This window comes from Trueperella abortisuis (genome assembly GCF_030811095.1).
Lineage (GTDB): Bacteria > Actinomycetota > Actinomycetes > Actinomycetales > Actinomycetaceae > Trueperella > Trueperella abortisuis.
Genome location: NZ_JAUSQL010000001.1, coordinates 743,317 through 767,793, shown reverse-complemented (window position 1 = coordinate 767,793; position 24,477 = coordinate 743,317). Strand labels below are relative to the sequence as shown.

Sequence of the window (24,477 nt, the reverse complement as noted above, 5' to 3'; positions counted from 1 at the left end):
AGGCACACGTTGGCGCTCCCGCCTAGAGGAGGTGTTCGGGCACCAGCTCGGCCGACTCGACGTCGTCGGGAAGCGGGCGCAACACGCGGGCGGGGTTGCCCACCGCGATGACGTTCGCTGGCAGGTCCTTCGTCACGACCGCGCCGGCACCGACCACCGTGTTCTCCCCGATCGTCACGCCCGGAAGAACGATGACGCCGGCACCGAGCCACACGTTGTCACCGACGACGATCGGGCGGCCCGACTCCCAGCCCTCGCGCCGCGGGGTGGCTGGGAGGGGATGCTCCGCGGTCAGCAGCTGGACGCGCGGGGCAATCTGGCAGTTCTTGCCGACTTTAATCTCGGCCACGTCAAGGAAGACGCAGTCGAAATTGATAAAGGTGCCCGCACCAATGTGGGTGTGGGCTCCGTAGTCGCAGTAGAACGGCGTGCGGATGGTGGCGCCGTCGCCGAAGCTACCGAACAGCTCGCCTGCCACAGCCGCGATCGCATCCGTGTCGTCGCTGGGCAGGGCGTTGATCTTATCCTGGAGGCGCATCGAGCGCGCGAAAGCCGCCTCAAAGGCGTGGCCCTCCACGCGGTAAAGCTTACCGGAGGTCATCCGCTCAAACTGTTCCTCGGACCGCTCCATGGCTCCTCCTCGCTCATTCATGCGCCTTGCACGCCTTCCCATCCTACCCGGTTGGCTCGCGGGCACAGAAAATGGGCACCCCCGCAGGGGCGCCCATCCTCTTGTCCTAGCTTACTTGATCAGACCGAGGGCGCGGACCGCCTCGAGCTCCTCCTGAGCAGCCTTGATGTTGCGGTCGATGCCCACGCGGGTGGCCTCGGAGATCTCCAGGCCCTCGACGATCTCCCACTCGCCGCCCTTGGAGGTGGCAGGGAAACCGAAGATGAGGCCCTCGGGGACGCCGTAGTGCGAGCCGTCCGAGTAGACGCCGGGGGTGACCCAGTCGCCTTCCGGCGTGCCGTTGACCCAGTCGAAGACGTGGTCGATAGCAGCCGACGCGGCCGACGCAGCCGAGGAAGCGCCGCGCGCCTCGATGATGGCGGCGCCGCGCTTGGCGACGGTCGGCACGAAGTAGTCCTCCAGCCAGGCCTGGTCCACCAGCTCGAGTGCGGGCTTGCCGTTGACGGTGGCCCAGGTGACGTCCGGGTGCTGATCGGCGGAGTGGTTGCCCCACACGGTCATCTTCTTGATGTCGGCCACGCGGGCGCCGGTCTTCTCAGCGAGCTGGGAGATGGCCCGGTTGTGGTCAAGGCGCATCATGGCGGTGAAGCGCTCCTTCGGGACGTCCGGGGCGTGCTGCATGGCGATCACAGCGTTGGTGTTGGCCGGGTTGCCGACGACGAGGACGCGGATGTCATCAGCCGCGTGGTCGTTGATGGCCTTGCCCTGCGGGCCGAAGATACCGCCGTTGGCTTCGAGGAGGTCGGCACGCTCCATGCCCTTGGTGCGCGGACGGGCGCCCACGAGCAGGCCGACGGAGGCGCCATCGAAGGCCTTGTTGGCGTCATCATAGATGTTGACCGACTCTAGCAGCGGGAACGCCGAGTCATTGAGCTCCATCGCGGTGCCCTCGGCGGCCTTCAGGCCCTGGGGGATCTCAAGCAGGTTGAGGCGAACCGGGACGTCATGGCCCAGCAGCGCGCCGGATGCGATGCGGAAAAGAAGCGCGTAGCCGATGTGGCCGGCTGCGCCCGTGACGGTGACGGTAACGGGAGACTTTGCCATGTAGATAAACTCCTTCATTGGATTCCACGCGCCGATGCGCGCACGCACCAAGTCTATCGCCGTAGCACCGACAAATTGTCGTCTTATGTCCCAAACCCGGATCACGAGACGAGCTTGGAGACGGCCAGCACCTTTGGCGGCATGGCCCGGTCAAGCTCCCATTCGACCGCCATTGGCTTAGATCCGCGGTGGGTGACGTATCGCGCCGTACCCAGGCACGTGTAGGGCTCGGTGCCGATTTCTCCCGTTTTCGCTTCGCGCACAAAAATCACGACGTCACTACCCCGGCTCGCGTGATGAATGTAGCGCTGTCCCGTCGGAGAGTTCTCGCCCGTCGTCGACTGCGATTCCCAGTGGAAGCGAGAAGGGGAGATCGCATAATCGCGGTAGAGCGTGGTCGGCGAGTAGTCGGCCTCGGACTTCTTGAGGGTGACAAGCAGAATGTCCACGCCCATATGCTCGACGAACTTCACCCCTTCGCGCACGTTTCCGGGCTTCTCCCTGTCCCTCGTGCCGACGCCGAAACCGGCCAGCAGCTCCTCGCGCGTGTAGCGGGCGTGGCTGAGGATCGGCACGCCGGCAAGCCTGCCCGGTAGCGGGCGGGCCACGGTCCGCGTCATGTCCTCGCGCACGTCGAGCACCTGCTCGATCTCCGCGCGCAGGAGGCTCGAGTGAGCCGCCTCCCACAGCTTGGCGACCATCTCGCCGGGGTCTCCTGTGGGCCATAGCGTAAAGAACAGCATCGGCGCGTAGCAGGCCTGCACGCCCAGCCCGGCGAGCGCGGCTTGCGCCTCCCCGAGCGTCTCGGCGAGGGCGAACGTACCAAGGATCTTGCGGTAGGCGGCGATGCGCGGGCGGTCGTTGACATGGGTGAACGCTCGGATGCGCCTGAGCAGGTTGAGCTCGACCACGCTGGCCTGCCCGACCGCCTCTCCCCCGTCGAGTGCGAGGCTCGCCAGCGTCTGCCACGAGCGCGCTACTCTGCGTCCCCCGACGGTCACCGGGGACGTGCTCGCATAGATGTCAGCGAGGGAGCGGTCAGCGTCGTGAAGGTAGGAACGCAGCGTGTAGGGTCGGACGTCGCCGGCGTGAACGCCGATGTCGCGAATTAGCTGGGAAGCGCTGAGCTTAGCTTTGTGCGCGAGGTTTTTGAGCACCTCGTCCTGGGTGACGCGATCGAGCTCGATGTGGCAGCCGGCCGGGAGGAACGGAAAGCCGGCCTCGACAGCCTTGCGCAGCTTGCGCCGGCCGAGGCCTGTCAACGCGCGGAGCTTGATGTCGAAGCGGAAGTCGGCGTTCTGGTGACCCACGAAGTCGAGCACGGTGAGCACGGCCTTGGTGGGCGTCCGGCGCAGTCCGCGCCCAAGCTGCTGGAGGAAGATCGTGGCCGACTGTGTGGGGCGGGCCATGATGATCGTGTCAACGTCGGGAATGTCGAGGCCCTCGTTAAACAGGTCGACGGTGAAGATCACCTTCACCTCGCCCGAGCGTAGCGCCGCGAGCCCATCCTCGCGCTCGACTCGGCTGGAACCGCCGTGAAGCATGAGGGCGGGGATGCCGCTGCCGGTGAAGTAGTCGGCCATGAAGCGGGCATGCTCGACCGTCACGCAGAAGCCGAGCGCCTTCATCTGGCTCACGTCAGTGACGTACTTCGCGGTGTTCTCCACGATCTTGGCGGCGCGGTCGCGGTCGGCCAGGTACAGCCGGGCGAGCTCTGCCTGGTCGTACTGGCCACGCCGGAATGCGACGCGGCTGAGGTCCGTCCCGTCCGCGATGCCGAAGTAGTGGAAGGGCACGAGCAGGTCGGCGTCGAGCGCATCCCACAGCCGCAGCTCGGAGGCAATGCGCCCTCCGAAGAACTCCTCCGCCACGCTCACCCCGTCCCCGCGCTCCGGGGTCGCCGTCAGCCCCAGCAGCTCCATGGGGGTGAAATGGGACAAGACCTTGCGGTAGGAGGCCGCGTGGGCGTGGTGGAACTCGTCGATGACGACGACGTCGAAGCGGTCCGGCTCAAAGATCTCGGGATTTGCCAGGGATTGAACCGAGGCGAAGACGTGGTCGCCGTGGGCGGGGCGTTGCCCGTCCACGAGAAGCTCGCCGAAGGAGCCGTCGCGGAGCACGTCGCGGTAGGTGCGGAGCGCCTGGAGGAGGATCTCCCTGCGATGAGCGACGAAGAGGAGGCGCGGCAGGACACGCCTCCCGTCACCGTTCAGACGATCGATAAGTCGCACGTAGTCGAGCGCCGCCACCACCGTCTTGCCGGTTCCCGTCGCCGCGACCAACAGGTTCGCGTGGCGCCCGCCCTCCCGCTCGGCCTCCAGCTCGTCGAGCATGAGCTGTTGGTGCGGGTAGGGGCGCACGGCGAGGGCAGTGACTGACGACGTCGCGACGCGCGGCCCGGACAGCCCGCGGGCCTCACGCAGAGCCTCCTCGAGGCGGTCGGCGTCGGTTGCCGGGTCGTAGCGCTCGTAGTCGGCGGAGGACCAGTACGTGTCGAAGGTCGCCGCGAACTTGTCCAAGACCCGTGGCGTGGCGACCTGCGAGACGCGTACGTTCCACTCCACGCCGTCCGTCATGGCGCTGCGTGAGAGGTTGGACGAGCCGATGTAAGCGGTTGAGTAGCCGGAGTCGCGGTGGAAGATCCAGGCCTTGGCGTGCAGCTTCGTGGAGGCGGAGAAGTAGTTCACCCGCACCTGCGCGCCGAGCTTGGCAAGCTCGTCGAGTGCCTTACGGTCGGTTGCCCCGATGTAGGTGGTGGTCAGGACCCGGATGGGCACGCCGCGCCTGGCCAGCGACTCAAGGCCGGGCGTGAGTGTGCGCACGCCGGTCCACTTGATGAAGGAGCCGAGGAGGTCGACCCGGTCGGCGGAGGCCATCTCCTTGATGAGCTCCGCGGCGAGCCCCGGATCCTGCGGGCCATTCGTGAGCAGGGCGACGTCAGCAAGCGGGATCTCCGGGCGCTCCGGCGGGGCGTCGAAGGCGGGTCGGGACAGCGAAAGGAGCTGATCCGGGGAGGCCGGCCGGGTCGTGGAAGACCCCGATTTGGCGGATCCTGCGGGAGGACTCTCGCGGAGCGGAGAGGAATCAGGGAGAACCTCAAGGAGACGGTTCGCCAGTGCCAGCCGCTCCCCGGCCTCGACCTGGCTGAGTGCGGCCTCAATCCGGCCCGCCAGGTGCGTGGTAAGGATGTGAGGCGCGTCGGCGGCGTCGACCGCGGCACTGACCGCGCGCAGTTGCGTCGCCGCGAGCAATTCGGCAAGTTCGGCGTCGATGAGGCGCTCATAGAGGCCGGGGAGTAGCACGGGTGAGCCGACGGCGTCGTGCCTCGGTGCACCCGACCCTGCGCTGTTCTTCACCCGACCAGGCTAGCAGCTTGCCAAGAGTGGCACAGGCTCTCCCACAGGGTCGGGCTAAGGCAGGTTGTGCGCTTCCGCGGCGCCCACTCGTGTCGACGGGCGCCGCGGCGAACGGGGCTGAGGCGGCGAGCGTCAGGCCTCGCGGCGGGAGGCCATACCGCGGCGCACGAGCAAGGCGCCAGCGGCGAGGCTGACGATTCCGGCAGCCGCAAGCGGGGCAATGGCCGAGCCGGTGTAGGCCAGCTCGGCCTTTCCACCGCCCTTCACCGTTGCCGCCGGGGTTCCGGTGGCGGGCACCACGACGTTCGGGGTCCCCGTCGCATTGGCAACGACCGGCTCCGCCGTTGCCTCCGTGTCTGTCACGGCGGACGGCGTCGTGTCGTCATCGGGGCTGGCGGCAGGGGCAGCCGGCGAGGCATCCTCGGCAGGGACGGGCGCGGCCGGAGCCGGCGGAACCGGGACTGCCGGGGAGTCGAGGGCCGGGGCCTGCGGAGCCGGGTCATTTGCTTCAGGTCTAGGCTGATTGCCGTCGCCTTCTTCGGTCGGTGAGTCGTCGGTCTCGGGTGTCGGCGTCGGCCCCTCAGGTGATGGACCGGGTGCCGGGGTCGCCTGCGCGAACGGAACCGCCTTGACCCCTGTCTCCTGTTCAATCCACGAAACGAAGGGCCTCAGCTGCAGAGCACCGGAGACTTCGCCGATCCAGTAGTTGTCAGCGACGTGCGAGCCGAGGATATTGATGCCCACCAGCTTGCCGTTGACGATGAACGGCCCACCGGAATCGCCATGGTTCGAGGTGCCATCGATGCCTTCAAGCCGGTAGACATCACTCCAATACTGATCCCTGCTCTGATAGCTCTGCGAAACCTCGGCTCGGCGGAGGTGGTTCATCGGCTTAGCCTCGATACCACGTCCATAACCGTAAATGTAACCTCGCTCCTTCTCGGTGAAGCGATGGTCCGCGGCGAGAGTTGCATACTGGGACAGCTCGTGCGGCTGGGAGAGCTTAATAAGCGCGAGGTCAGCCGCCGGGGCGGGAACGATCTTGGCCGAGCTTATCGGTTCTCCGGGGTTTTCCTTGCTGTTGGAGAAGTAGATGTTGGCCGAGGTATCCGACGCCGCATCCTCAATACAGTGAGCGGCGGTGATGATCCATTCGGAGTTGAGGGCGCTTCCGGTGCAGTGGTCGATTTTCTTCGACTCCAGCTTGGTTTGAGTGGCGATCTGAACGATGTAATCAGAGGTTGCTTCCTGACCGCCGGAGATCGCGGAGGCCGTGGTCGGGATGGACACAGCGACCCCGACCAGCAGGGATGTGACGATGGGACGAACGCGCATGCGACTCCTTTTCGCTAACGACAATCATTATCATATAGTGTTGAAACTATATCGCTCCCCTTCACCAGACGTCAAACACTCACCGGCGACAAAAACTCACAGGCCACCTCACCCAAGCAATGCCGCCAGCCCGACGACGACATCAGACGCACAACCATCCGCCAATGGTTGAGGCCTGGCACTGCCTGGACCGCGCCGCGGGATCCTCCGTCTGAAGAGTCGCCTTCTCGAAGCCCGCAAGCCCGGTTTCCGCATCCGTTACACCGAGCGACCGTCTTTCTGCGCTGATCGCGGCGCACACGCTTTTCCTCAAGGCGCTCACCGCGGCGTTCGAGCTGGAACGCGATTCCGCTTGCAACATTCCTTACAACCCGCCTGTTGGGGTTGCGGGGGGGGGAACTGCTTGACTTACTGAGTCATCTTTCGCACTAAATGATCGGAAAACTATGACTAGCACACCCGAGAATACGAAGGGCTCCTGGTTCGCCAAGCACAAGATTCTGACAGCCGTTATTGTCGTCATTATTATTGCCGCCATCGCAAAGTTGGCCGGCGGCTCAAATGAAGCGCCGGAGGCCGCGCCCTCCGCTGCGGCGTCGCAAGCGGCCCCTGCCACCGAGGCTACCACAACGGAATCAACGCAGTCCGCCGCCCCCGAGACGCCTGCCGCAACCATCGGCACGCCGGTTGAAGTCGGCGATTTCACCATAACGGTTGAGGGGGTTGAGACCGGAATCCCTTCTGTCGGTAACGAGTACCTCGGCGCCAAGGCCCAGGGGCAGTTCGTCGTCGTCAGCGCGTCCATCCTCAACAACGGCGACAAGGCCGAGACGTTCTTTACCGACTCGATGAAGATCATTGACGACCAGGGCAGGCAGCACTCGTATTCAACCGACGCCGCTCTCTACCTTGAGGGCTCATGGGTCCTCGACAAGATCAACCCCGGCAACACCCTATCCGGCAAGTTCGTCTTCGATATTCCGGCCGACAGCGTGCCCACGAAGGTCCTCCTTGAGGGCGGTTTCCTCGGCAAGGACGTCGAGGTAGCACTGAACTAAGCAACCAACCGGCGGATTCATGGCGCGATCCGCGCCCTAGAAATCACTCACGCGAGGGGCACGATCCCGAAGGCCGAGACAGAGTTCGGCCGCGGGTCGTGTCCCTTGCAGTTCGCTCCTCGCTTCGCTCGCCAGCTCCCACCACGTATCGCGCAACTTCGTTACTTGATGATGCCTTTCTCGCGGTATTTGCGCTGCGTCCAACGGTTCCACATGAGCAGCAGACCAGCACCAATGTAAGTAACCACTATGATCCCGATACACAGAGCAATTCGGATTGCGATGGATTCGGCATTGTCAATGGTGTCCCACGCTCCCCAAATAACCACCGGGGAAAAGACAACCGTTAGAATCAGCGCGAAACTCCACACGTGGTTTTCGATCAAGTTTTTCATTGGTCTTATCCTTTCTCGCCTCAGTCTGTTCAAGAAACTCGGCAGCCGGATGTGCCCAGATTAGCCGGATACGCATATAGCCACGGACGAGCCTCGGGACAACGCCCTACACGTTTGATAACTTGCTTCGCAACGATTGTTGCTCCCCATACCACCGCGCATCCCACGGCGTTCACTCCAGGAATAGCGCAAATTGCGGCTTTGAGTGCAGTTCCCGCTGCACCCACCATCAAGCCCTGTGCTGCGCGATTGAACCGAACCCAGCGTCCTTTCGAATCGGTTCCCGACCAAATCTTCGGGTACCACTCATTACCTCCCGCACGCTCCATGTATGGGTAATAGATTGCATCCGAAAGCTCGGCAGCTTCGGCAGATGCGGGATCAGCTTCGTAGTAAAACTGCATAACTTCGCTATCACCGAAGAGAACTTCAGTCATATAGACGTTTTTACCTTCCTCATTGATACTGTAAATGACTTCGCCTTCAGCCGCTTTCGCTTGCATGATTACCTGCAGCGCTCCATTAAGGGTTGCAAGATCGTCCGCGGTGAGATTCTCCTCTGATGCCGTTGCATATGCTGCTAGCGATTCTAGAGCAGAATTCAAGGACGCCGAGACGGTGATTGCCTCCGGCTCAATCGCAGCTGTGTTTTGCGCCGGTTGAGCCGAGGCTATGCCTGCGGTGCCGAACGCCAGGGGAACGGCGAGCAATCCTGAGGTCGTTGCTTTTGCCATGAGAGTCCTGGTAGCCATGTCGTTTCTCCTTTTTGTCTAGTTGTAGCCAAGTGGACTCTTTAAAGCTATTCGGCGGGCAGGCCGCGCGGATACCGACAAATTTTGGTCAGTTATACCGACATTCATCGGTATCGGGATTTATAAGCGCACCAATAGGCTCGTGGCACCTAATCATCACCGCAGAAAGGAAGAACAAATGAGTGTTTCGAGTATTGCCGCCGGGTTGGCGGTTATCACCGTAGCGATACCCATCGGATCAGTTGCTGTATCCGAACCGACCGCCGTTGAACAGCTCGCTGTCAGCGCAGTGGCATTCCCGTCAGCCAGCAGTCAAACTCAGTGGATTGCTCCTGCAATCTGCAAGCTCTTGCCAAATCTTCCCGGTTGCGAGAAGCATAGGCCGCATAAGTAGCCCGGTATAGTGTCTAGTGATGCTCAGTCTGATATTTCCCAGCTATACGCGTTCCACACTAGCGCAGCCGCTAGTGTTTACGCTCTCGGCTGTTTTCTTCTTGGTGTTTGACACGTTTCAGCTGATTGCAGGACAGCACAACGCGTCCATACTGGGCGTGATCTTCTCGCTGGTTCTTCTTGGCCTGTTTGTGGCGGCGGGCTGGTTTCAGGTGTGCGAATACGTTTTTCTCGCATCCTATTTCGGTTTTAACCTGCTGAACCTGATTGATGGGTTTGAGATGGTCAGCTTTGCTCTGAGCATCTTGATGGTTTTCTGGCTGATGCGTTCGTGGATTGTTCCAGCCGTGCTCGTACTCGTGCTGGACGGGGGGATCGCCACGGCGGTGAGTATCACGCCCGGTTTGCAGGCATTCAGCTCTGTTTTAACTGCTGTTCTCGTGCTGGCTATCGGCCTGACGCTGCGCTGGCAAAACGGGCGGCGGGTGCTGGCCGAGCAAGAAAGAGAAACCATAAGGCGCAGTGCAGAAGAAAACCGCAGGGAGCTGGCTCGCCAGTTGCATGACACGACGGCGAAAGATTTGGCTCACGTGGCCGTGCTCGCCCAAGACGTGGCCACCCGTCACCCAGAGCTTTCTAGTGAGCTGATGTGCTTGGTGGCTGCTGCCACGGACGCCTCGCGCCGCATCCGCCCGATGATTCTCTCGATTGATACCGCAGCCAGTGAGGTGCTGCTATCCCAGGTGGTGAAACAGGTGAAGCTGATGTTGAAAACCCGGAGTATCACGCTCGACACCGTCACCCCAGAAGACCTCGATAATACGGTGACTCGCCAGCAGCGCCTCACGGGCGCTCTGGCTATCCGGGAGTGCGGCTCGAATATTCTGAAATACGCACCAGCAGATTCGGCAGCAAACCTGGTGATTGACACTGACGCCGAGTCTGGCGTGCTCACAATCTCGCTCAGCAACGAAATCGCAGACGCCCCGGTAGCTCCAGGAATGAGTAGCGGCTACGGGCTAGCAAACCTCGGCAGCCGGATTCGCAGCGAGGGCGGCAGCATGGAGGCAAGCAACCTGGGCAGCCAATGGTTGATATATATTACGCTCCCCGCACACAACCACACAGACAACCAAACCGGGAACCGAGCAGGCAGCCAGACGAACGAACATGCAGCAAAGGAGCAGGCCAATGACTGAGCACGAGATCCGTGTCCTCCTCGCCGATGATGACCAGATTATCCGTGACGGCCTGTCCAACTTATTGAACGCGCAAGACGGTCTGCGGGTGGTGGCAACCGCCGGGAACGGCGCCCAAGTGTTCGACCAGCTCGCCCTACACCGGATAGACGTGGCACTACTGGATGTGGATATGCCGGTGATGAGCGGCATTGAAGCTGCCCGCCGAATCAGTAGCGAACAACCCGGCGTCACGATCATCATGCTCACCGCGTTCGAACACGAAGAATCCCTAGGCCAAGCGATCGGTGCGGGCGTACGCGGATTCCTCACCAAAGACATCCCCGCCCCTGAACTTGCCCAACTGATCCGTAAAGCCTATAGCGGCCAACAAGTGATGGCACCGCGCCCTACCGAGATCCTCACCGCCTCCTACGCCCAAACCCACGAAAACCGCGAACAATACGCCGACTTCATCAACGCTATCACCACCCTCCCAGATCACTTGCGTCCCACGTTCCGGCTGCTACTGAAAGCTTTTGCGAACAAAAGCATCGCCCGGCAAACCGGGCTCACCGAAGCAACCGTGAGATCCTATGTTTCCGACATTCTCACCCACACCGGCTGCGCAACCCGAGGCGAACTCGCTATAACCGCCGTCAAAGCCGGAATTCGAGAATAGCTTCAATAAAGCAACACACCTCTAAACGAACGCATTCCCGTCAGATAAGCAGGGGTGAGTGAAGCGTACTGAGTTTTGTTCCTACTCACTTTTGAGAGGATTGGGATATGGCCAAGAGGTATTCACAGGAGTTTAAGGATCGCGCGGCGCGGATGGTTGTGGATCCTTTCGCTGATGAGGGTGCGTGTTCTCAGTGGCAGACGGTGGCCGAAGTGGTGCCGAAGCTGGGGATCGGCGGTCATCGTGATTGTATCCTTTCAAGGAGAATTGGAAGTTGATTCGAAAGGTACCCGCGATGACCGCCACTACACACGTTGGCACGCGGCCAGTCCCGGGTCCAGATACACCACACTAAGGGACGTAACCTCGTTAGACTACTGCACACCAGCCAAGATCATCGATAGGTATAATCAAACCCGGGTCAGCGAGTTGACCTCAACATAAGAAGCGAAACAAAAACCAGGACACTTCACTTCAGGTCAAACCCAAGGATTCAAATCGAAAAACTCACACCATGATGGTTTCGTATTACAGCAACGGCACGCCTTACTTTACCTATCACACCCATGACAGGTATCGCCGAAGCATGAATCAGGTTCTTCTCGACTGGAAGGGAGCAACCTTTTATGCGTACAGAACCTAAACGGAAGGCGCTAGCGTTGACAGCTCTCCTCACCGTTCTCGCGGTGCTGGTGGCTGTGTGGTACCTTCACTCATCCTCCCAATCTTCTCGCGAGCTGAAAGAGTTACGGGACTTGGGAGAAAACGTTACATCCGCAATTAACGCTAGAGACTTTGCGCGGCTCGAAGACATCATAGGGAATCCTGTTGCTGTCGAGACTATTCGACATGACGTCGGAAGTGGGAATGAGCCGGTTCGTCTCGGACAAGTGCATGCCTCAAACCAGGACACGGATTATTTAACTATCATCACTTCCGATACCCCAGAAGAGGAAATCTTCATTTACTTGATAAAGGAGAAATCGGGCACTTGGCGCGGGTACGTACCGTAGTTTTCCACCACTCCCCTCCTCAACGACGACGTCCCCGAGCTTTTCTTGCAACTGCGCGAATACCTGTGGAACGACGGGTGCCCTCTCACCCCGTTGCACACAAGCCTGTAGACTCTGCCCACCTCGTGCCATAACAGACACATCAGACTGAGGATGGTTTCAATACGAAAAGGGTACAAATACAATCACACTAAAGTGGTCACTCCCCAAAGGCGCTTCTATTTACTAGGAGAAGTGAGAGCTCATGAACACCTTCATCCCGTGGCCGGTGTCGCCATCCACACCAGCCGCGCCATTCCCCCCGGGCGCGTTCTGCCTCGACCTCGGCGCCGGCCCGTTCTCGATGTGGTTCGATGACCAGGTCAGTTCCGACATCGTACCCTGGCACGCGCTCGCCGCTCCCTCGCAAGGACCCACATTCTCGGTATGGTTTAACGATCAGGGCCAGTCCCAGCTTGACGCCACCCTCTTCCGCGAGCCTTACGCCGCCGACAACGATATCCTCGCCCGCTACCTCATCGCCGACGACCAATGGAAAGCCGGACCCGCCGCCGGCCACTATCTACCGATCACCACGGCCCTTGCTCACCTCCTGCACTCCCACCACGCGAGCCCGCCGCCGCTCATCTCCCCCGGCGAACTCATCGTCGACTGCGCAGCGCTCGAGCCCGTCATTCACCTCGGCACGCCCTCCGGATGCGTGCGCTTCGTCAACTCCAACGACCTCCCCATCGAATACGGCGGCCCCGTCGAAGCCCGCGAGTTCACCATCTTAAACGCCGACCGCACACTCGACATCATTCGCCCCGCACGCCTCGTCATTAGTCCAGACGCCATCGTCTACACTCAAAGCCTCTACGAGGGCGCCTTCACCACTCCCCTCATCAACGACGACGTCCCAGAGCTTTTCTTGCAACTGCGCGAATACCTGTGGAACGACGGGCACCCCCTGACCCCATTGCGCACAAGACTGTAAACTCTGCCCACCTCGTGCCGTAACAGACACATCAGCCTTGAGGATGATTTCAAATACGAAGAGGGCACAAATACAATCACACTAAACGCCATATAGATCGAACATCCAAAGACGCTCAACGTTTCGACGTTAGGTCGACCTCAGAAGAAAAACCATCACACGCATTTTCACAAAGGAGAAGCAACAGTTGAATCTGCCAATTGCCACTCTGGCCACTTTGCTGAGCATGTCCATTGTGTTTTCCGGCTCAATACCCCCGAGCGAGGACACAGGCTCTGATCACCCGCCATATTCCCACCTACTGCTTTCTACGCCTATCACCCTTTCAACGCCAGATCTTGATCAGAGACCAGAGATCGTTCCCTTCGCAAATCAGCAAACCACCGAAGGCGGCGGTAATGGCATGCGTTACCTCGTCTTCGGCATTGCCCAGACGGGAGTTAAACGATACACCCATGTCAACCTCAATCTCTTTACCAAGAAAGTCAACAGCTTTCCAGGAGGAAAGGCCAAAGTCACCTGGGTGGACCCAAAGTCCAAATGGGGCCTACAGAAAGACTTCGATTCGCATTCCGGTTCGCGATACAAGGTGATATCTCCACGCGGAGATACGATTGGATCTCTTGCATCCGACGGGAGAATTATCAAGGTAATGCAAGGAAAGCACAGAGTTTGGCCATCCCAGTAAGGACAGGCTTCAGAGGAACAACCCGATGCCCGAGATAATCTTCACCCCTTGGCCGCTCGCCCCCGGTTGCGCGCCACGCCTCGTCCCGCCCGGCCAGTTCTACTACCACGTCGGCACAGCACCTCTCAGCCTGTGGCTCGACACACTCTTCTCCGAGGATTTGCTCATGCAGGAGGACACCTACTCCTCCTGGATCGGCCCCACGTTCACCGTCTGGGATGATGACGGCGTAGTCAGGTTCGACGCCACCCTGTTCCGGGAACCCTTCGCGGCCGACAATCAGGTACTGGGCCGCTACGTCGTCACCACAGACACGTGGCGCCAGGAGCCAACCGACGGCGATCTCGGCAACCTCACCGCCAAGATCGCCGCCACCTTGCATGAGCACGCCGGCGACACCCCGCCGCCGCTCGAACCTGGGGAGGTCGCCGTCGTCAACGATCACCACCCCTGGCCAACTATCCACGCCTCGACCGGGAACGCGCTCATGAGGTTCATCGAAGTTGACTATGACCTCCTTGAGGATCAGAGCGTGGCCGCTCGGCGGTTCAACGTTTTCGTCGAGGAGTTTGGTGACTCGGGCTCATCGGCTTACACCCGATCACTGATCGTTCGGCCCGACACGATGATCCTCACCTCCCGCTTTGGCATGCCGCTGCGCGGAGACGCCCTTCCGCCGGCCATCCGAGACCTCCGCGAAGTGCTCTGGAACGACGGGCGGCGCTTCGCCGGGTGGTAGCCCCGGAGGGTAGCCTCCTCGAGTACGTGTTTCGTCGAGGCTGCACTCATGGGTGTGGGTACGCTGGCCCGGGAAAAAACCACGGTCGCTGGGTTTGCTACCTAATACGAAGGTGCCCGCCGGCTCGCCGACGGGCACCTCGATGGGCTCCGTTCTACTTCCGGTTTGCCCGGTAGTACTCGATGAGGCCGCGGGTCGAGGAATCCTCGGCAGCGATCGCCGCCTCGTCGCCCTCGACGGCGCTGGCCAGCTGCTTGGCCATCGCCTTGCCGAGCTCCACGCCCCACTGATCGAAGGAGTCGATCCCCCACACGATGCCCTGGACGAACGTGATGTGCTCGTACAGCGCGATCAGCTGACCGAGCACCGACGGGGTCAGGGCCGGGGCCATGATCGACGCGGTGGGCTTGTTGCCCGGGAATACCTTCGCGGTCACCAACTCCTCAGGCACGCCCTCCGCGCGGACCTCGTCGGCCGTCTTGCCGAAGGCGAGCGCCTTGGTCTGCCCGAAGAAGTTGCCGAGGAACAGCTCGTGCTGGTCGGCATCGCCGTCCTTGAACGCGAACGTCGGGTTGGCAAACGCGATGAAATCCGCAGGAATGAGCTGCGTGCCCTGGTGGATGAGCTGGTAGAAAGCATGCTGGCCGTTCGTGCCCGGCTCGCCCCAGAAGACTTCACCCGTGGCCGACGTGACCGGCGTGCCGTCCCAGCGCACACGCTTGCCGTTCGACTCCATCGTCAACTGCTGAAGGTAGGCCGGGAAGCGGTGCAGGTACTGCGAGTAGGGCAACACGGCGTGCGTGGGCGCGCCCACGAAGTTGACGTAGAAGACGTTGAGCAACCCCATGAGCAACGGCACATTCTCCGCCGCCGGGGCCTGGGCAAAGTGGCGATCCATTGCGCGGAATCCGGCCAGGAAGTCCGAGAAACCATCCCTGCCCAGCGCGATCGCGAGCGAGAGCCCCACGGCCGAATCGACCGAGTAGCGTCCGCCCACCCAATCCCAAAAGCCGAAAGCGTTGGCCGGGTCAATGCCGAAAGCCTCCACCCTATCCAGCGCCGTGGAGACCGCCACGAAGTGCTTGGCTACCGCGCCGTCCGTCGGCGCACCCTGCTCCTCGAGCGTCCTCAGCAGCCAGGCACGCACTTGGCGTGCATTCGTGAGCGTCTCAAGGGTTGTAAACGTCTTAGATGCGACGATCACCAGCGTCGTCTCCGGGTCGAGACCCTTGAGCGTCTCCCCCACGTCAGTGGGATCGATGTTCGAGATGAAGCGGCACTCCAAGCCGTCCTTGACGTACGGCTTGAGCGCCTCGTAGGCCATGACCGGGCCCAGGTCAGAGCCGCCGATGCCGACGTTGACCACCGTCTCGATCCTCTTGCCCGTCACCCCCGTCCACTCGCCCTCGCGCACCTTATCCGCGAACGCATAAACACGCTCGAGAACCTCATGGACGTCCTCGACGACGTTGTGTCCGTCCACGAGCACCTCCTCGCCTTTCTCGCGCCGCAGCGCGGTGTGCAGGACGGCGCGGTTCTCGGTCACGTTAATTCGCTCCCCACTGAGCATCGCGTCACGACGCTCGGCCAGATTCACCTGGTCTGCCAGGTCCAAGAGCGCGGCCTTAACCTCGGCGGTGAGGAAGGTCTTGGATAGGTCCACGTACAGATCCGCGGCCCGGAAGGTCAAGTCCTTAGCGCGGTTTTCGTCCTTGAACCACTGGCGGAAATCGACGTTGAGTCCCGCCTCAAGTTCGGTCAGGCGCGCCCATGCGGGCGTCGCAGTTGCATCAATCGGGGCTGTCATAACTCTCCTCCTGAAAGCCAATACGTGACCCCATTCTACCCATGCGAGGCGAAGCAAATATGAGAGAATCGATCATGACGCAAATGTGAAGGAGATGTCGTGGAAAGTAAGGAAACCGCCCCGGAAGTAAAGATTGGAATCCTGACTTCGGGCGGTGACGCGCAGGGTATGAACGCCACCGTCCGCGCGGTCGTGCGCACCGCGCTGCAACTCGGCGCAACACCCTACGCGTTCCTAGAAGGCTGGCGCGGCCCAGTGGAGGGCGGGCAACTCATCAAGAAGATGGGATGGTCGGATGTTTCCTCCACCATCAACAAGGGCGGCACAGCCATCGGAACCGCACGCTCGGACGAATTCCGCGAGCGCAGCGGCATGAAGAAGGCCGTTTACAACTTCGTCAAGAACGGCATTGACCGCCTGGTCATCGTGGGCGGCGACGGCACGCTCACCGGCGCAGACGAATTGCGCGAACTCTGGCCGGAGCTGCTGGCCGAGCTCGTCGCCGAGGGCAAGGTATCCGAGGATGAGGGCGAGCGCCACGCGAAGCTGCTCATCGCCGGCGTCGTCGGCTCGATCGACAACGACCTGGTTGGAACCGACATGACCGTCGGCACCGACTCCGCCCTGACCCGCATCATCGAGGCGATCGACGCGATCGCCGCCACCGCAGCCTCCCACCAGCGCACCTTCATCATCGAGGTCATGGGCAGACGCTGCGGCTATCTCGCCCTCATGTCCGCCATCGCCGGCGGATGCGACTACGTCTTCATTCCCGAACTTCCGCCCGCCGACGGCTGGGAGGACGACCTGGTCGACAAGCTTCGCCTGGGCCGAAAGAACGGACGACGCGACTCGCTCATCGTCGTCGCCGAGGGCGCCTCCGACCAGGCCGGCAAGCCCATCACGGCGGAGGACGTGCGCGCCGCCATCAAAGACCGCATGGGTGAAGACCCGCGCATCACCTCTCTCGGCCACGTCCAGCGTGGCGGTACCCCCTCCGCCTATGACCGGTGGATGCCCACCCTCCTGGGCTACACCGCGGCGTGGGACATGTACCACGCGACCCCGCAGACTGAGCCCGTCATCATTGGAACTCGGCGTAACAAGCTGGTGCGCCTGCCCATGATGGAGGCCATCAAGAACACCCGCGCCGTCAAGGAATACTTGACCACCGGAGACTGGGACAGCGCCGTGACCTCCCGCGGCAGCCACTACCGCGAGATGATCGACCTCTTCAACACCCTGTCCTCCCCCGAGGCCCCCGAGCGCCCGAAGAACTCGAAGCGCATCGGCATCCTCCATGCCGGCGGCCTTGCCCCGGGCATGAACCCCGCCGCGCGCGCCGCCGTCAAGTTCGGCATCGACCGCGGCTACACCATGCTTGGCATCTCCGGCGGCTTCCCCGGTCTCGTGGACGGCAAGATCCGCGAACTGAAGTGGAACGACGTCGAAGGCTGGGCCGAGGACGGCGGCGCCGAGCTAGGGACCCGCCGCACGATCCCCGACATCGACCAGTACTACGCACTGGGCCGCGCGATCGAAAACGCCCGCCTCGACGGCCTCATCGTCATCGGTGGATTCAAGGGCTACAAGATGGCCTACGAAATGTACAAGGAATCCTCGCGCTACCCCGCGTTCAAAATCCCGATGGTGCTCGTGCCCGCCTCGATCGACAACAATCTGCCCGGCTCCGAGTTCTCGATCGGCACCGACACGGCCCTGAACTGGAACACCGAGACAATCGACCGAATCCGCCAGTCTGCCTCCGCCTCCCGGCGCTGCTTCGTGGTTGAAACGATGGGCCGCAAGTGCGGCTACCTCGCCCTCATGTCCGCGCTCACCACGGGCGCCGAGCAGGTCTACCTCTACGAGGACGGCATCACCCTCAGTCAGCTCGCCGCCGACACCCAAAAGATGATCCGCTCCTTCGAGGCCGGCCGCCAGCTCTACCTGGTGGTGCGCAACGAGGACGCCTCCGAATACTACAACGCCGACGTGTTGGCCAACATCTTCGAGGAAGAGGGCGGGGACCTGTTCGACGTGCGCTCGCTCATCATCGGTCATGCCCAGCAGGGCGGTAACCCCTCACCCTTTGACCGCACCCTCGCCGTGCGCCTGGTCAACACCGCGATGGATACCCTGGCCCGCGAGCTGGAAGGCAGGGGCGGTTCTTACCATGTGGGCATGGTGGACGGGCACATCGAAGCCCAGCCGGTCTCGCACATGGACGAGCTCATCGACATGGACGATCGCCTCCCCTTCGAGCCGTGGTGGCATTGCCTGAAGGAAGTGCTCTACGTCGTCTCCGACCCGACAGCCGATCTCGAGCTCGCACAGCTACCGATCGTCGTGGACGACAAGGACGCCTAAACACGTGCACATGTGGCCGGCAGCGCTGGTGGTGCCGCCGGCCACATGTGCACGTCGCGTTACTAGACTGGCGGCGTGTTTCCCCACGCCGCCAGAGCGAAAAGTGCGCCCGCGGCCAAGCAGAGGATGGCGGCGTCGTGCGTTTTGGAACGCACCCGCGGCACGGCACCATCCGGGAGTGCCACGCGGGCCACGGCGATGGCCACACACGAGGCGCTCAGGGCGTAGGCGGCGGTTTGGACGTCGAGCAGGAAACCCGCGGCGATGATCGCCCCCACCCACGCCACGAGGAGCACGTAGACAATGACGGGAGGGAACTTTCCACCGGCGTACTTCTCCATGACTCTCCCTTCGGCTCGCCTCACGATTGTACTCTAGGGGCCAGCCGGCCCGCGCCGACAACGGGCCGACCTCAGTGGGCGAAGTGGCGCGTGCCCGTGAAGTACATCGTCACGCCGGCCTCCTTCGCCGCCGCGATCACCTCCTGGTCGCGGATCGAGCCACCGGGCTGGACGACCGCTCGAACGCCTGCCTTGGCCAGCACTCCGAAGCCGTCCGCGAAGGGGAAGAACGCATCCGACGCGGCAACAGCGCCGCGCGCCCGCTCCCCCTCGCCCAGGGTGTTGGCGCGCTCCACGGCGAGCTTGCAGGAGTCGACCCGATTCACCTGTCCCATGCCGACACCAACCGTCGCACCCTCCTTAGCAAGCAGGATCGCGTTCGACTTCACGCAGCGCACCGAACGCCAGGCGAACTCGAGGTCGGCCGCGGTCTGCGGATCGGCGGGCTCGCCCGCCACGAGCTCCCAGCTGCCAATCTGATCCCGTTCGCCGAGCGTGTCACGCTCCTGGACCACCGCGCCTCCGCTGATCGGTCGGATATCGAGCCCGCCCGCGCCAGGAGCCACTTGCAAAATCCGCAGGTTCTTCTTCGTGCGCAGCAACGACAGGGCGTCCTCATCGAAGGCGGGTGCCGCCACGACCTCGGTGAAGATCGGCTTAAGCTGCTCCGCCATCGCCAGCGTGACGGGCCGGTTCGCGGCGACCACTCCGCCGTAGGCCGACAGCGGGTCGCAGGCGTGGGCGCGCGCGTGGGCGGCCGCGACGTCGCCGGCGATGGCCACGCCGCAGGGATTGGCGTGCTTGACGATCGCGACGGTCGGCTCCGGGTGGTCATAGGCCGCACGGAGGGCAGCCTCGGTGTCCTGGTAGTTGTTGAAGCTCATGGGCTTGCCGCCCAGCTGGGTTGCGTGGGCCAGTCCGACGCCGCTCGCGTCGGCGTAGAGGGCGGCCCCCTGGTGCGGGTTCTCGCCGTAGCGCAGGTCGGCAGCCTTCGCCCAACGCGGGTCGAGCTTGCCGGGCAGGCCGGCGCCGTTCGCATCGCCGGCGTCCTGGCCGACCTCCGCGGTTGCGAACCAAGCGGCAATGGCGCCATCATATGCGGCGGTGTGTGCGAAAGCGGCGGCCGCCAGTTCGCGTTTGAACTGCGCCGACAGCCCGCCGGATGCCAGCTCCTCAGCCACGCGCGCGTATTGAGCCGGATCGGTCACCACTGCCACGTCTCGGTGATTCTTCGCCGCGGCACGGATGAGCGTGGGACCGCCGATGTCGATCTGCTCGATGCACTCCTGCGCACCCGCGCCCGAGGCCACCGTCTGCTCGAACGGATATAGGTTCACGACGACGACGTCGATCGGTTCGATCCCCAACTCGGCCATCGTCGGCTCGTCTGTGCCGCGGCGGGCGAGGATGCCGCCGTGAATCATCGGGTGGAGGGTTTTGACCCGGCCGTCGAAGATCTCGGGGAATCCGGTGACCTTCTCTACCGGCGTGACGGGCACCCCTGCCGCCGCGATCGTCTTGGCCGTCGAGCCGGTGGATACCAGATCGTATCCTGCCTGCCGCAATACCTGAGCAAACTCCGCAATACCACTCTTATCCGAGACAGAAATCAGGGCGCGGGCCATGGAACCTCCTTGAGTCGATGGCTTCAGCCTATCGACGCCCGCTAATCCCGCCCGGCGCCGTCCACCCTTAGAACAGTTTCCGTCTCAGGTGGCGATACGACGGGAGTGGTGTCCGCTTTGAGGTCGCCCGCCTCCTGGATGGGCAACTCCGGGGAATCCTGCTCCGCGAAATCTTGCGCCGCGGCGTCTTGCTCCGCGGGTCGAGGCTCATCGAACCCGTTGTCCTCAGACTCGCCACGTTCGGCCGCGCGCTCCCGCGCCCGCCTCTTCGCGCTCTCACGTCGATCCGCAGCCCAATCGGCCGTCGCCGAACCGCGAGCTCGCAGGAACGCCAGCGTCTGGGGATGGACGAGGGCGCCAAGGAGGAAGGGCAGGCCGAGGACGAGCAGGGCCATGGAGAACATCGCCGCCGGCACCGGACCCGTCTCCGCCAGCCGCTCGGGGCCGATCGAGCCGGTCCCCATGGCGGCCACCGCCGCGACCGCGAACGCACCAAGGAAGACCGCCAGCCCCGAGTCAAGGAGGGAGGCACCCAGCGGCTTGCCTTCCCACCGCGTCACCACAGCGCCAAGGACGAAGAAAACCGCCGCCAGCGCCCCCAGCAGCCACGGGTAGCCCTCGCCCACGGAAGGCAAGGCCCCGAGAATCGGGATCGCCGGTAGCGGCGCCGACTCGACGCCGAGCACCGAGTAGTTCGTGCCCTGGCCAACCGCGAAGCCAGGTCCCAGCATCCACGCCAGGGCCCAGATGAAGACCGTGGGAAGGTGGGCGAGCTGGAGGAGGATGAGGCCGACAGTCCCCACGGCCCCGGTCAGGTAGTAGCCGTGGATCTGGACGATGCGCGACCATCCGCTCACACACGCCACTGCCACGACCACCGTTGTCAGCGCCGCGAGCACACCTAGGAAGATGCCCGTGCGGGGAAGGGCGCGCCGGAGCCAAGCCCAGGTGAGCAGGGTCTTATTTCCCGCCCACGCCGCCGTGAGGCCGCCCATGATCGCCCCGCCAATGATCGCCGGCCACCAGGCGCCCGCCGGGCGCACTAGCACACCAATCGCGGCCACCACCGCCGCCTGTGTCAGCGCCGCGGACGCCACCTCTGCCCAGCGCGCCACTCCACGGCGTCGAAAGAGCACAACGCTCACGTAGGCCATGATGAACGTGACCAGCGTGGGCATGAGCGAAATCGTAACGCCCTGGATGGCCGTCTGGCCGCCGAGTGCCGTCATCCACCAGCCAGTTCCCATGCGAGCGACGTCGTGCCACGTCGTCTCGCCCAGCGTCGGCGCGGACGCCGTAAGGGTGTAGAAGCCGGTGGCGATCACGGCCATCGTCAGCCAACCGAAGAATATCGGGGCGATCGCGCCACGGGCGACGGTCAGTTCGCGGGAAAGGTCAATCGTCTTCACCCTTCCATCGTGGCGCGAACGGCGCGCACATACGCCCACATGGGTCGGGCGTGTTGCCCACTATCTCAAGAGCGCGTAATCGGAAGAGTTAGCCCCGCGAAGCTTGCCGCCGCCGGCGCGATACTCGGCCCCGTGCTTGTCGATGTAGTTCACCACGAACGGGCAGATCGGCACGGCCGTCAGCCCCCTGTCGCGCACCTCGTCCAGGGCTACCTTGATGAGCGCGGTACCGACCCCTTCCCCGCCCATCGCTGGGGATACCTCGGTGTGGATGAATACCACCGCGTCCCCGTTGCGGACATAGTCGGCCAGGCCGACCAGCTGCTCGTCCGCAAAAACCTCGAAACGTTGCAGTTTCTCGTTGTTGTCCACGCGTAGTGGTTTGCCGCTCTTACTTGTCAGTTCCATTGTAACCTCCGCACTCATTCTAAGACTACAAGGCCGTCGGGGCGGGTGCCCCGACGGCCTTGCTCGTCCCTGATCTGCTGGCCCGTTAGCTCAGCAGCTCACGGGCCAGGTTCGCCGTCTCCGTGGGCGTCTTGCCAACCTTGACGCCGACGGCCTCGAGGGCCTCCTTCTTCGCCTGCGCGGTGCCGGCCGAGCCCGAGACGATCGCTCCTGCGTGCCCCATCGTCTTGCCCTCGGGGGCCGTGAAGCCCGCAACGTATCCCACCACGGGCTTGGTCACGTGCTCCTTGATGTAGGCCGCGGCTCGCTCCTCGGCGTCGCCGCCAATCTCGCCGATCATGACGATCAGCTCGGTGGCCGGGTCTTCCTCGAATGCCTTGAGCGCGTCAATGTGGGTGGTGCCGATGACCGGGTCGCCGCCGATGCCGATACAGGTGGTGAAGCCGATGTCGGACAGCTCGTACATCATCTGGTAGGTCAGCGTGCCGGACTTCGACACGAGCCCGATCCTGCCCGGACCCGTGATGTCGGGGGGCGTGATGCCCACGTTCGACTGGCCGGGGGTGATGATGCCGGGGCAATTCGGTCCGATGAGTTGCACCCCGCGCACGCGGGCGTAGGTGAAGAACTCCGCAGTATCCTTCACCGCGATGCCTTCCGTGATGATGACGACGAGCCGGACACCGGCGTCGACAGCCTCAATGACGGCGGACTTGGCAAAGGCCGGCGGGACAAAGACGACCGATACCTCAGCGCCCGTGGCCGCCTTCGCCTCGGCGACCGTGGCGTAGACCGGGATGGAGACCGTGCCGGCCTGCCGCTCCTCGGCGCCGTAGCCGATTGGCGTGACCTCGAAGTCGACGGACGTGCCCGCCTTGCGAGGGTTCGTGCCGGCCACGATCTGTGTGCCCGCGCCGAGCATGCGCCGCGTGTGCTTCTGCCCCTCGGAGCCGGTCATTCCCTGAACGATGATCTTGTCGTGCTTATCAAGAAAAATAGCCACGTTGTTCCCCTACTTCGCTGCCAGCTCGGCCGCCTTCGCGGCGGCTCCGTCCATCGTGTCCACAAGCGTCACCAGCGGGTGATCCGCCTCGGCCAGGATCGCCCGGCCCTCGACGACGTTGTTGCCGTCCAGGCGCACGACGATCGGCTTGGTGGCGTTCTCCCCCAGGATCTCGAGCGCCTTGACGATACCGGCGGCAACTTGGTCACACGCGGTGATTCCGCCGAAGACGTTGACGAACACGGACCTGACGTCCGGGTCGCCCAGGATGACGTCCAGGCCGTTCGACATGACGGTGGCGTCCGCGCCGCCGCCGATGTCGAGGAAGTTCGCTGGCCCCACGCCTAGCTTTTCGCCCGCGTAGGCGACGACGTCGAGCGTGGACATGACGAGCCCGGCACCGTTACCGATGATCCCCACGGAGCCGCCCTCCAGCTTGACGTAATTCAATCCCAGCGCCTTTGCCTTGGCCTCGAGCGGGTTCTCCGTCTGCTTGTCTACCAACTTCTCGTGGTCGGGGTGGCGGAAGCGGGCGTTGTCATCCACGGTGACCTTGCCATCGAGGGCGAGGATGTCGCCGTCGGTGGTCCTGACCAACGGGTTGACCTCCACGAGCGTGGCATCCTCGGCCGCGTAGACCTCGCCGAGTTTGACGATGACATCGGCAACCGCGCCCTTGAGATCCTCCGGGAAGCCGGCCGCATCCACGATCTCGCGGGCCTTGGCCTCATCTACGCCCACGTTGGGGTTGACTGGTACCTTCGCGAGCGCTTCCGGGCGCTCGGCCGCCAGCTGCTCGATTTCCATGCCGCCTTCGATCGAGCACATGGCGAGATAACGCCGCTCGGAGCGATCGAGGAGGATGGAGAAGTAGTATTCCTCGGCAATGTCCGCGCCCGCCGCAATCAGGACGCGGTGAACCGTGTGACCCTTGATGTCCATGCCGAGAATCGCCTCGGCCTTTTCGCGGGCTTCGTCGGCGGTGCGCGCGAGCTTCACGCCGCCCGCCTTGCCGCGGCCGCCCGTCTTGACCTGTGCTTTGACGACCACGAGGTCGCCGTCCTTGAGCAGCTGCGTCGCCGCTTCGTATGCTTCATCCGGTGTGCTCGCGACTCTGCCCGCTAGCACGGGAACTCCGTGCTTGGCAAAAAGGTCGCGTGCCTGGTACTCGTAGAGATCCACGAAGTGTCCTTTCGCTTGGCTAACGTCCCCAA

The 24,477-nt window shown here is 63.1% G+C and carries 20 protein-coding genes; 7 read left to right on the top strand and 13 right to left on the bottom strand.

Annotation, left to right across the window (positions count from 1 at the left end; translation table 11 throughout):
- Window positions 1-22 precede the first annotated feature (22 nt).
- The 4 genes from J2S45_RS03360 to J2S45_RS03345 form a co-directional block, all read right to left on the bottom strand.
- On the bottom strand, window positions 23-631 hold the full coding sequence (locus J2S45_RS03360; RefSeq protein WP_296929969.1) for a sugar O-acetyltransferase: 609 nt from the start codon (window positions 629-631) through the stop codon (window positions 23-25).
- A gap of 111 nt (window positions 632-742) precedes the next feature.
- Complete coding sequence (locus J2S45_RS03355; protein ID WP_270974762.1) at window positions 743-1,735, bottom strand: malate dehydrogenase; 993 nt, start codon at window positions 1,733-1,735, stop codon at window positions 743-745.
- Window positions 1,736-1,836: 101 nt separating this feature from the next.
- Entirely contained in the window at window positions 1,837-5,091 is a 3,255-nt protein-coding gene (locus tag J2S45_RS03350; RefSeq protein ID WP_307634542.1) for a DUF3427 domain-containing protein, read from the bottom strand.
- Window positions 5,092-5,223: 132 nt separating this feature from the next.
- Window positions 5,224-6,426 (bottom strand): S1 family peptidase, encoded by a 1,203-nt coding sequence (locus tag J2S45_RS03345; RefSeq protein WP_307634541.1) that lies wholly within the window; start codon window positions 6,424-6,426, stop codon window positions 5,224-5,226.
- 446 nt (window positions 6,427-6,872) lie between these two features.
- On the opposite strand from J2S45_RS03345, the gene J2S45_RS03340 reads away from it, so the two are divergent.
- Entirely contained in the window at window positions 6,873-7,484 is a 612-nt protein-coding gene (locus tag J2S45_RS03340; RefSeq protein ID WP_307634540.1) for a DUF4352 domain-containing protein, read from the top strand.
- 161 nt (window positions 7,485-7,645) lie between these two features.
- Here J2S45_RS03340 and J2S45_RS03335 read toward each other — a convergent pair whose 3' ends face one another.
- The gene (locus J2S45_RS03335; RefSeq protein WP_296931793.1) at window positions 7,646-7,879 is read right to left on the bottom strand and encodes a hypothetical protein; all 234 of its coding nucleotides are present in this window, start codon (window positions 7,877-7,879) and stop codon (window positions 7,646-7,648) included.
- A gap of 29 nt (window positions 7,880-7,908) precedes the next feature.
- Window positions 7,909-8,631 carry a hypothetical protein gene (locus J2S45_RS03330; protein WP_307634539.1) on the bottom strand — a complete coding sequence of 241 codons (723 nt, stop codon included), beginning with the start codon at window positions 8,629-8,631 and terminating at the stop codon, window positions 7,909-7,911.
- A gap of 467 nt (window positions 8,632-9,098) precedes the next feature.
- Between J2S45_RS03330 and J2S45_RS03325 the strand changes: the two genes are divergently transcribed.
- The 5 genes from J2S45_RS03325 (at window position 9,099) to J2S45_RS03305 (ending at window position 14,300) form a co-directional block, all read left to right on the top strand.
- Window positions 9,099-10,223, top strand: a complete 1,125-nt coding sequence (locus J2S45_RS03325) for a sensor histidine kinase (RefSeq protein ID WP_307634537.1) — start codon at window positions 9,099-9,101, stop codon at window positions 10,221-10,223.
- Window positions 10,216-10,884 carry a response regulator transcription factor gene (locus J2S45_RS03320; RefSeq protein ID WP_307634536.1) on the top strand — a complete coding sequence of 223 codons (669 nt, stop codon included), beginning with the start codon at window positions 10,216-10,218 and terminating at the stop codon, window positions 10,882-10,884. The genes J2S45_RS03325 and J2S45_RS03320 overlap by 8 nt, the downstream gene beginning before the upstream one ends.
- 1,257 nt (window positions 10,885-12,141) lie before the next feature.
- Window positions 12,142-12,873, top strand: coding sequence for a hypothetical protein (locus J2S45_RS03315; protein WP_296931785.1), 732 nt, complete (start codon window positions 12,142-12,144; stop codon window positions 12,871-12,873).
- A 187-nt stretch (window positions 12,874-13,060) separates the two neighbouring features.
- Complete coding sequence (locus tag J2S45_RS03310) at window positions 13,061-13,561, top strand: hypothetical protein (protein WP_307634535.1); 501 nt, start codon at window positions 13,061-13,063, stop codon at window positions 13,559-13,561.
- Window positions 13,562-13,586: 25 nt separating this feature from the next.
- Window positions 13,587-14,300: a hypothetical protein gene (locus J2S45_RS03305; RefSeq protein ID WP_307634534.1), complete on the top strand. Its 714-nt coding sequence runs from the start codon at window positions 13,587-13,589 to the stop codon at window positions 14,298-14,300.
- 154 nt (window positions 14,301-14,454) lie between these two features.
- On the opposite strand, the gene pgi is transcribed toward J2S45_RS03305, so the two are convergent.
- Window positions 14,455-16,107, bottom strand: coding sequence for a glucose-6-phosphate isomerase (pgi, locus tag J2S45_RS03300; RefSeq protein ID WP_307634533.1), 1,653 nt, complete (start codon window positions 16,105-16,107; stop codon window positions 14,455-14,457).
- A 99-nt stretch (window positions 16,108-16,206) separates the two neighbouring features.
- Between pgi and J2S45_RS03295 the strand changes: the two genes are divergently transcribed.
- On the top strand, window positions 16,207-18,477 hold the full coding sequence (locus tag J2S45_RS03295) for a 6-phosphofructokinase (RefSeq protein ID WP_270974781.1): 2,271 nt from the start codon (window positions 16,207-16,209) through the stop codon (window positions 18,475-18,477).
- Between the two features lie 62 nt (window positions 18,478-18,539).
- Here the strand turns inward: J2S45_RS03295 and J2S45_RS03290 are convergent, their stop codons facing one another.
- From J2S45_RS03290 to sucC, 6 genes are all read right to left on the bottom strand, one after another.
- Window positions 18,540-18,818, bottom strand: coding sequence for a hypothetical protein (locus J2S45_RS03290; protein ID WP_270974782.1), 279 nt, complete (start codon window positions 18,816-18,818; stop codon window positions 18,540-18,542).
- A gap of 71 nt (window positions 18,819-18,889) precedes the next feature.
- Entirely contained in the window at window positions 18,890-20,443 is a 1,554-nt protein-coding gene (gene purH / locus J2S45_RS03285) for a bifunctional phosphoribosylaminoimidazolecarboxamide formyltransferase/IMP cyclohydrolase (RefSeq protein WP_307634532.1), read from the bottom strand.
- Window positions 20,444-20,484: 41 nt separating this feature from the next.
- Complete coding sequence (locus tag J2S45_RS03280) at window positions 20,485-21,852, bottom strand: cell division protein PerM (protein WP_307634531.1); 1,368 nt, start codon at window positions 21,850-21,852, stop codon at window positions 20,485-20,487.
- Window positions 21,853-21,912: 60 nt separating this feature from the next.
- Window positions 21,913-22,260, bottom strand: a complete 348-nt coding sequence (locus J2S45_RS03275; protein WP_270974786.1) for a GNAT family N-acetyltransferase — start codon at window positions 22,258-22,260, stop codon at window positions 21,913-21,915.
- 85 nt (window positions 22,261-22,345) lie between these two features.
- Window positions 22,346-23,263 carry a succinate--CoA ligase subunit alpha gene (gene sucD, locus J2S45_RS03270; protein ID WP_307634530.1) on the bottom strand — a complete coding sequence of 306 codons (918 nt, stop codon included), beginning with the start codon at window positions 23,261-23,263 and terminating at the stop codon, window positions 22,346-22,348.
- Window positions 23,264-23,272: 9 nt separating this feature from the next.
- Window positions 23,273-24,445 (bottom strand): ADP-forming succinate--CoA ligase subunit beta, encoded by a 1,173-nt coding sequence (gene sucC, locus J2S45_RS03265; RefSeq protein WP_270974790.1) that lies wholly within the window; start codon window positions 24,443-24,445, stop codon window positions 23,273-23,275.
- Window positions 24,446-24,477: the final 32 nt, after the last annotated feature.

Bases quoted from the DNA above. Each gene is read 5' to 3' on its own strand.
- J2S45_RS03305 (WP_307634534.1), top strand. From the start codon at position 13,587: ATGCCCGAGATAATCTTCACCCCTTGGCCGCTCGCCCCCGGTTGCGCG.
- J2S45_RS03340 (WP_307634540.1), top strand. From the start codon at position 6,873: ATGACTAGCACACCCGAGAATACGAAGGGCTCCTGGTTCGCCAAGCAC.
- J2S45_RS03320 (WP_307634536.1), top strand. From the start codon at position 10,216: ATGACTGAGCACGAGATCCGTGTCCTCCTCGCCGATGATGACCAGATT.
- J2S45_RS03355 (WP_270974762.1), bottom strand. From the start codon at position 1,735: ATGGCAAAGTCTCCCGTTACCGTCACCGTCACGGGCGCAGCCGGCCAC.
- J2S45_RS03275 (WP_270974786.1), bottom strand. From the start codon at position 22,260: ATGGAACTGACAAGTAAGAGCGGCAAACCACTACGCGTGGACAACAAC.
- J2S45_RS03290 (WP_270974782.1), bottom strand. From the start codon at position 18,818: ATGGAGAAGTACGCCGGTGGAAAGTTCCCTCCCGTCATTGTCTACGTG.
- J2S45_RS03360 (WP_296929969.1), bottom strand. From the start codon at position 631: ATGGAGCGGTCCGAGGAACAGTTTGAGCGGATGACCTCCGGTAAGCTT.
- J2S45_RS03330 (WP_307634539.1), bottom strand. From the start codon at position 8,631: ATGGCTACCAGGACTCTCATGGCAAAAGCAACGACCTCAGGATTGCTC.
- pgi (WP_307634533.1), bottom strand. From the start codon at position 16,107: ATGACAGCCCCGATTGATGCAACTGCGACGCCCGCATGGGCGCGCCTG.
- J2S45_RS03335 (WP_296931793.1), bottom strand. From the start codon at position 7,879: ATGAAAAACTTGATCGAAAACCACGTGTGGAGTTTCGCGCTGATTCTA.
- J2S45_RS03315 (WP_296931785.1), top strand. From the start codon at position 12,142: ATGAACACCTTCATCCCGTGGCCGGTGTCGCCATCCACACCAGCCGCG.
- J2S45_RS03345 (WP_307634541.1), bottom strand. From the start codon at position 6,426: ATGCGCGTTCGTCCCATCGTCACATCCCTGCTGGTCGGGGTCGCTGTG.
- purH (WP_307634532.1), bottom strand. From the start codon at position 20,443: ATGGCCCGCGCCCTGATTTCTGTCTCGGATAAGAGTGGTATTGCGGAG.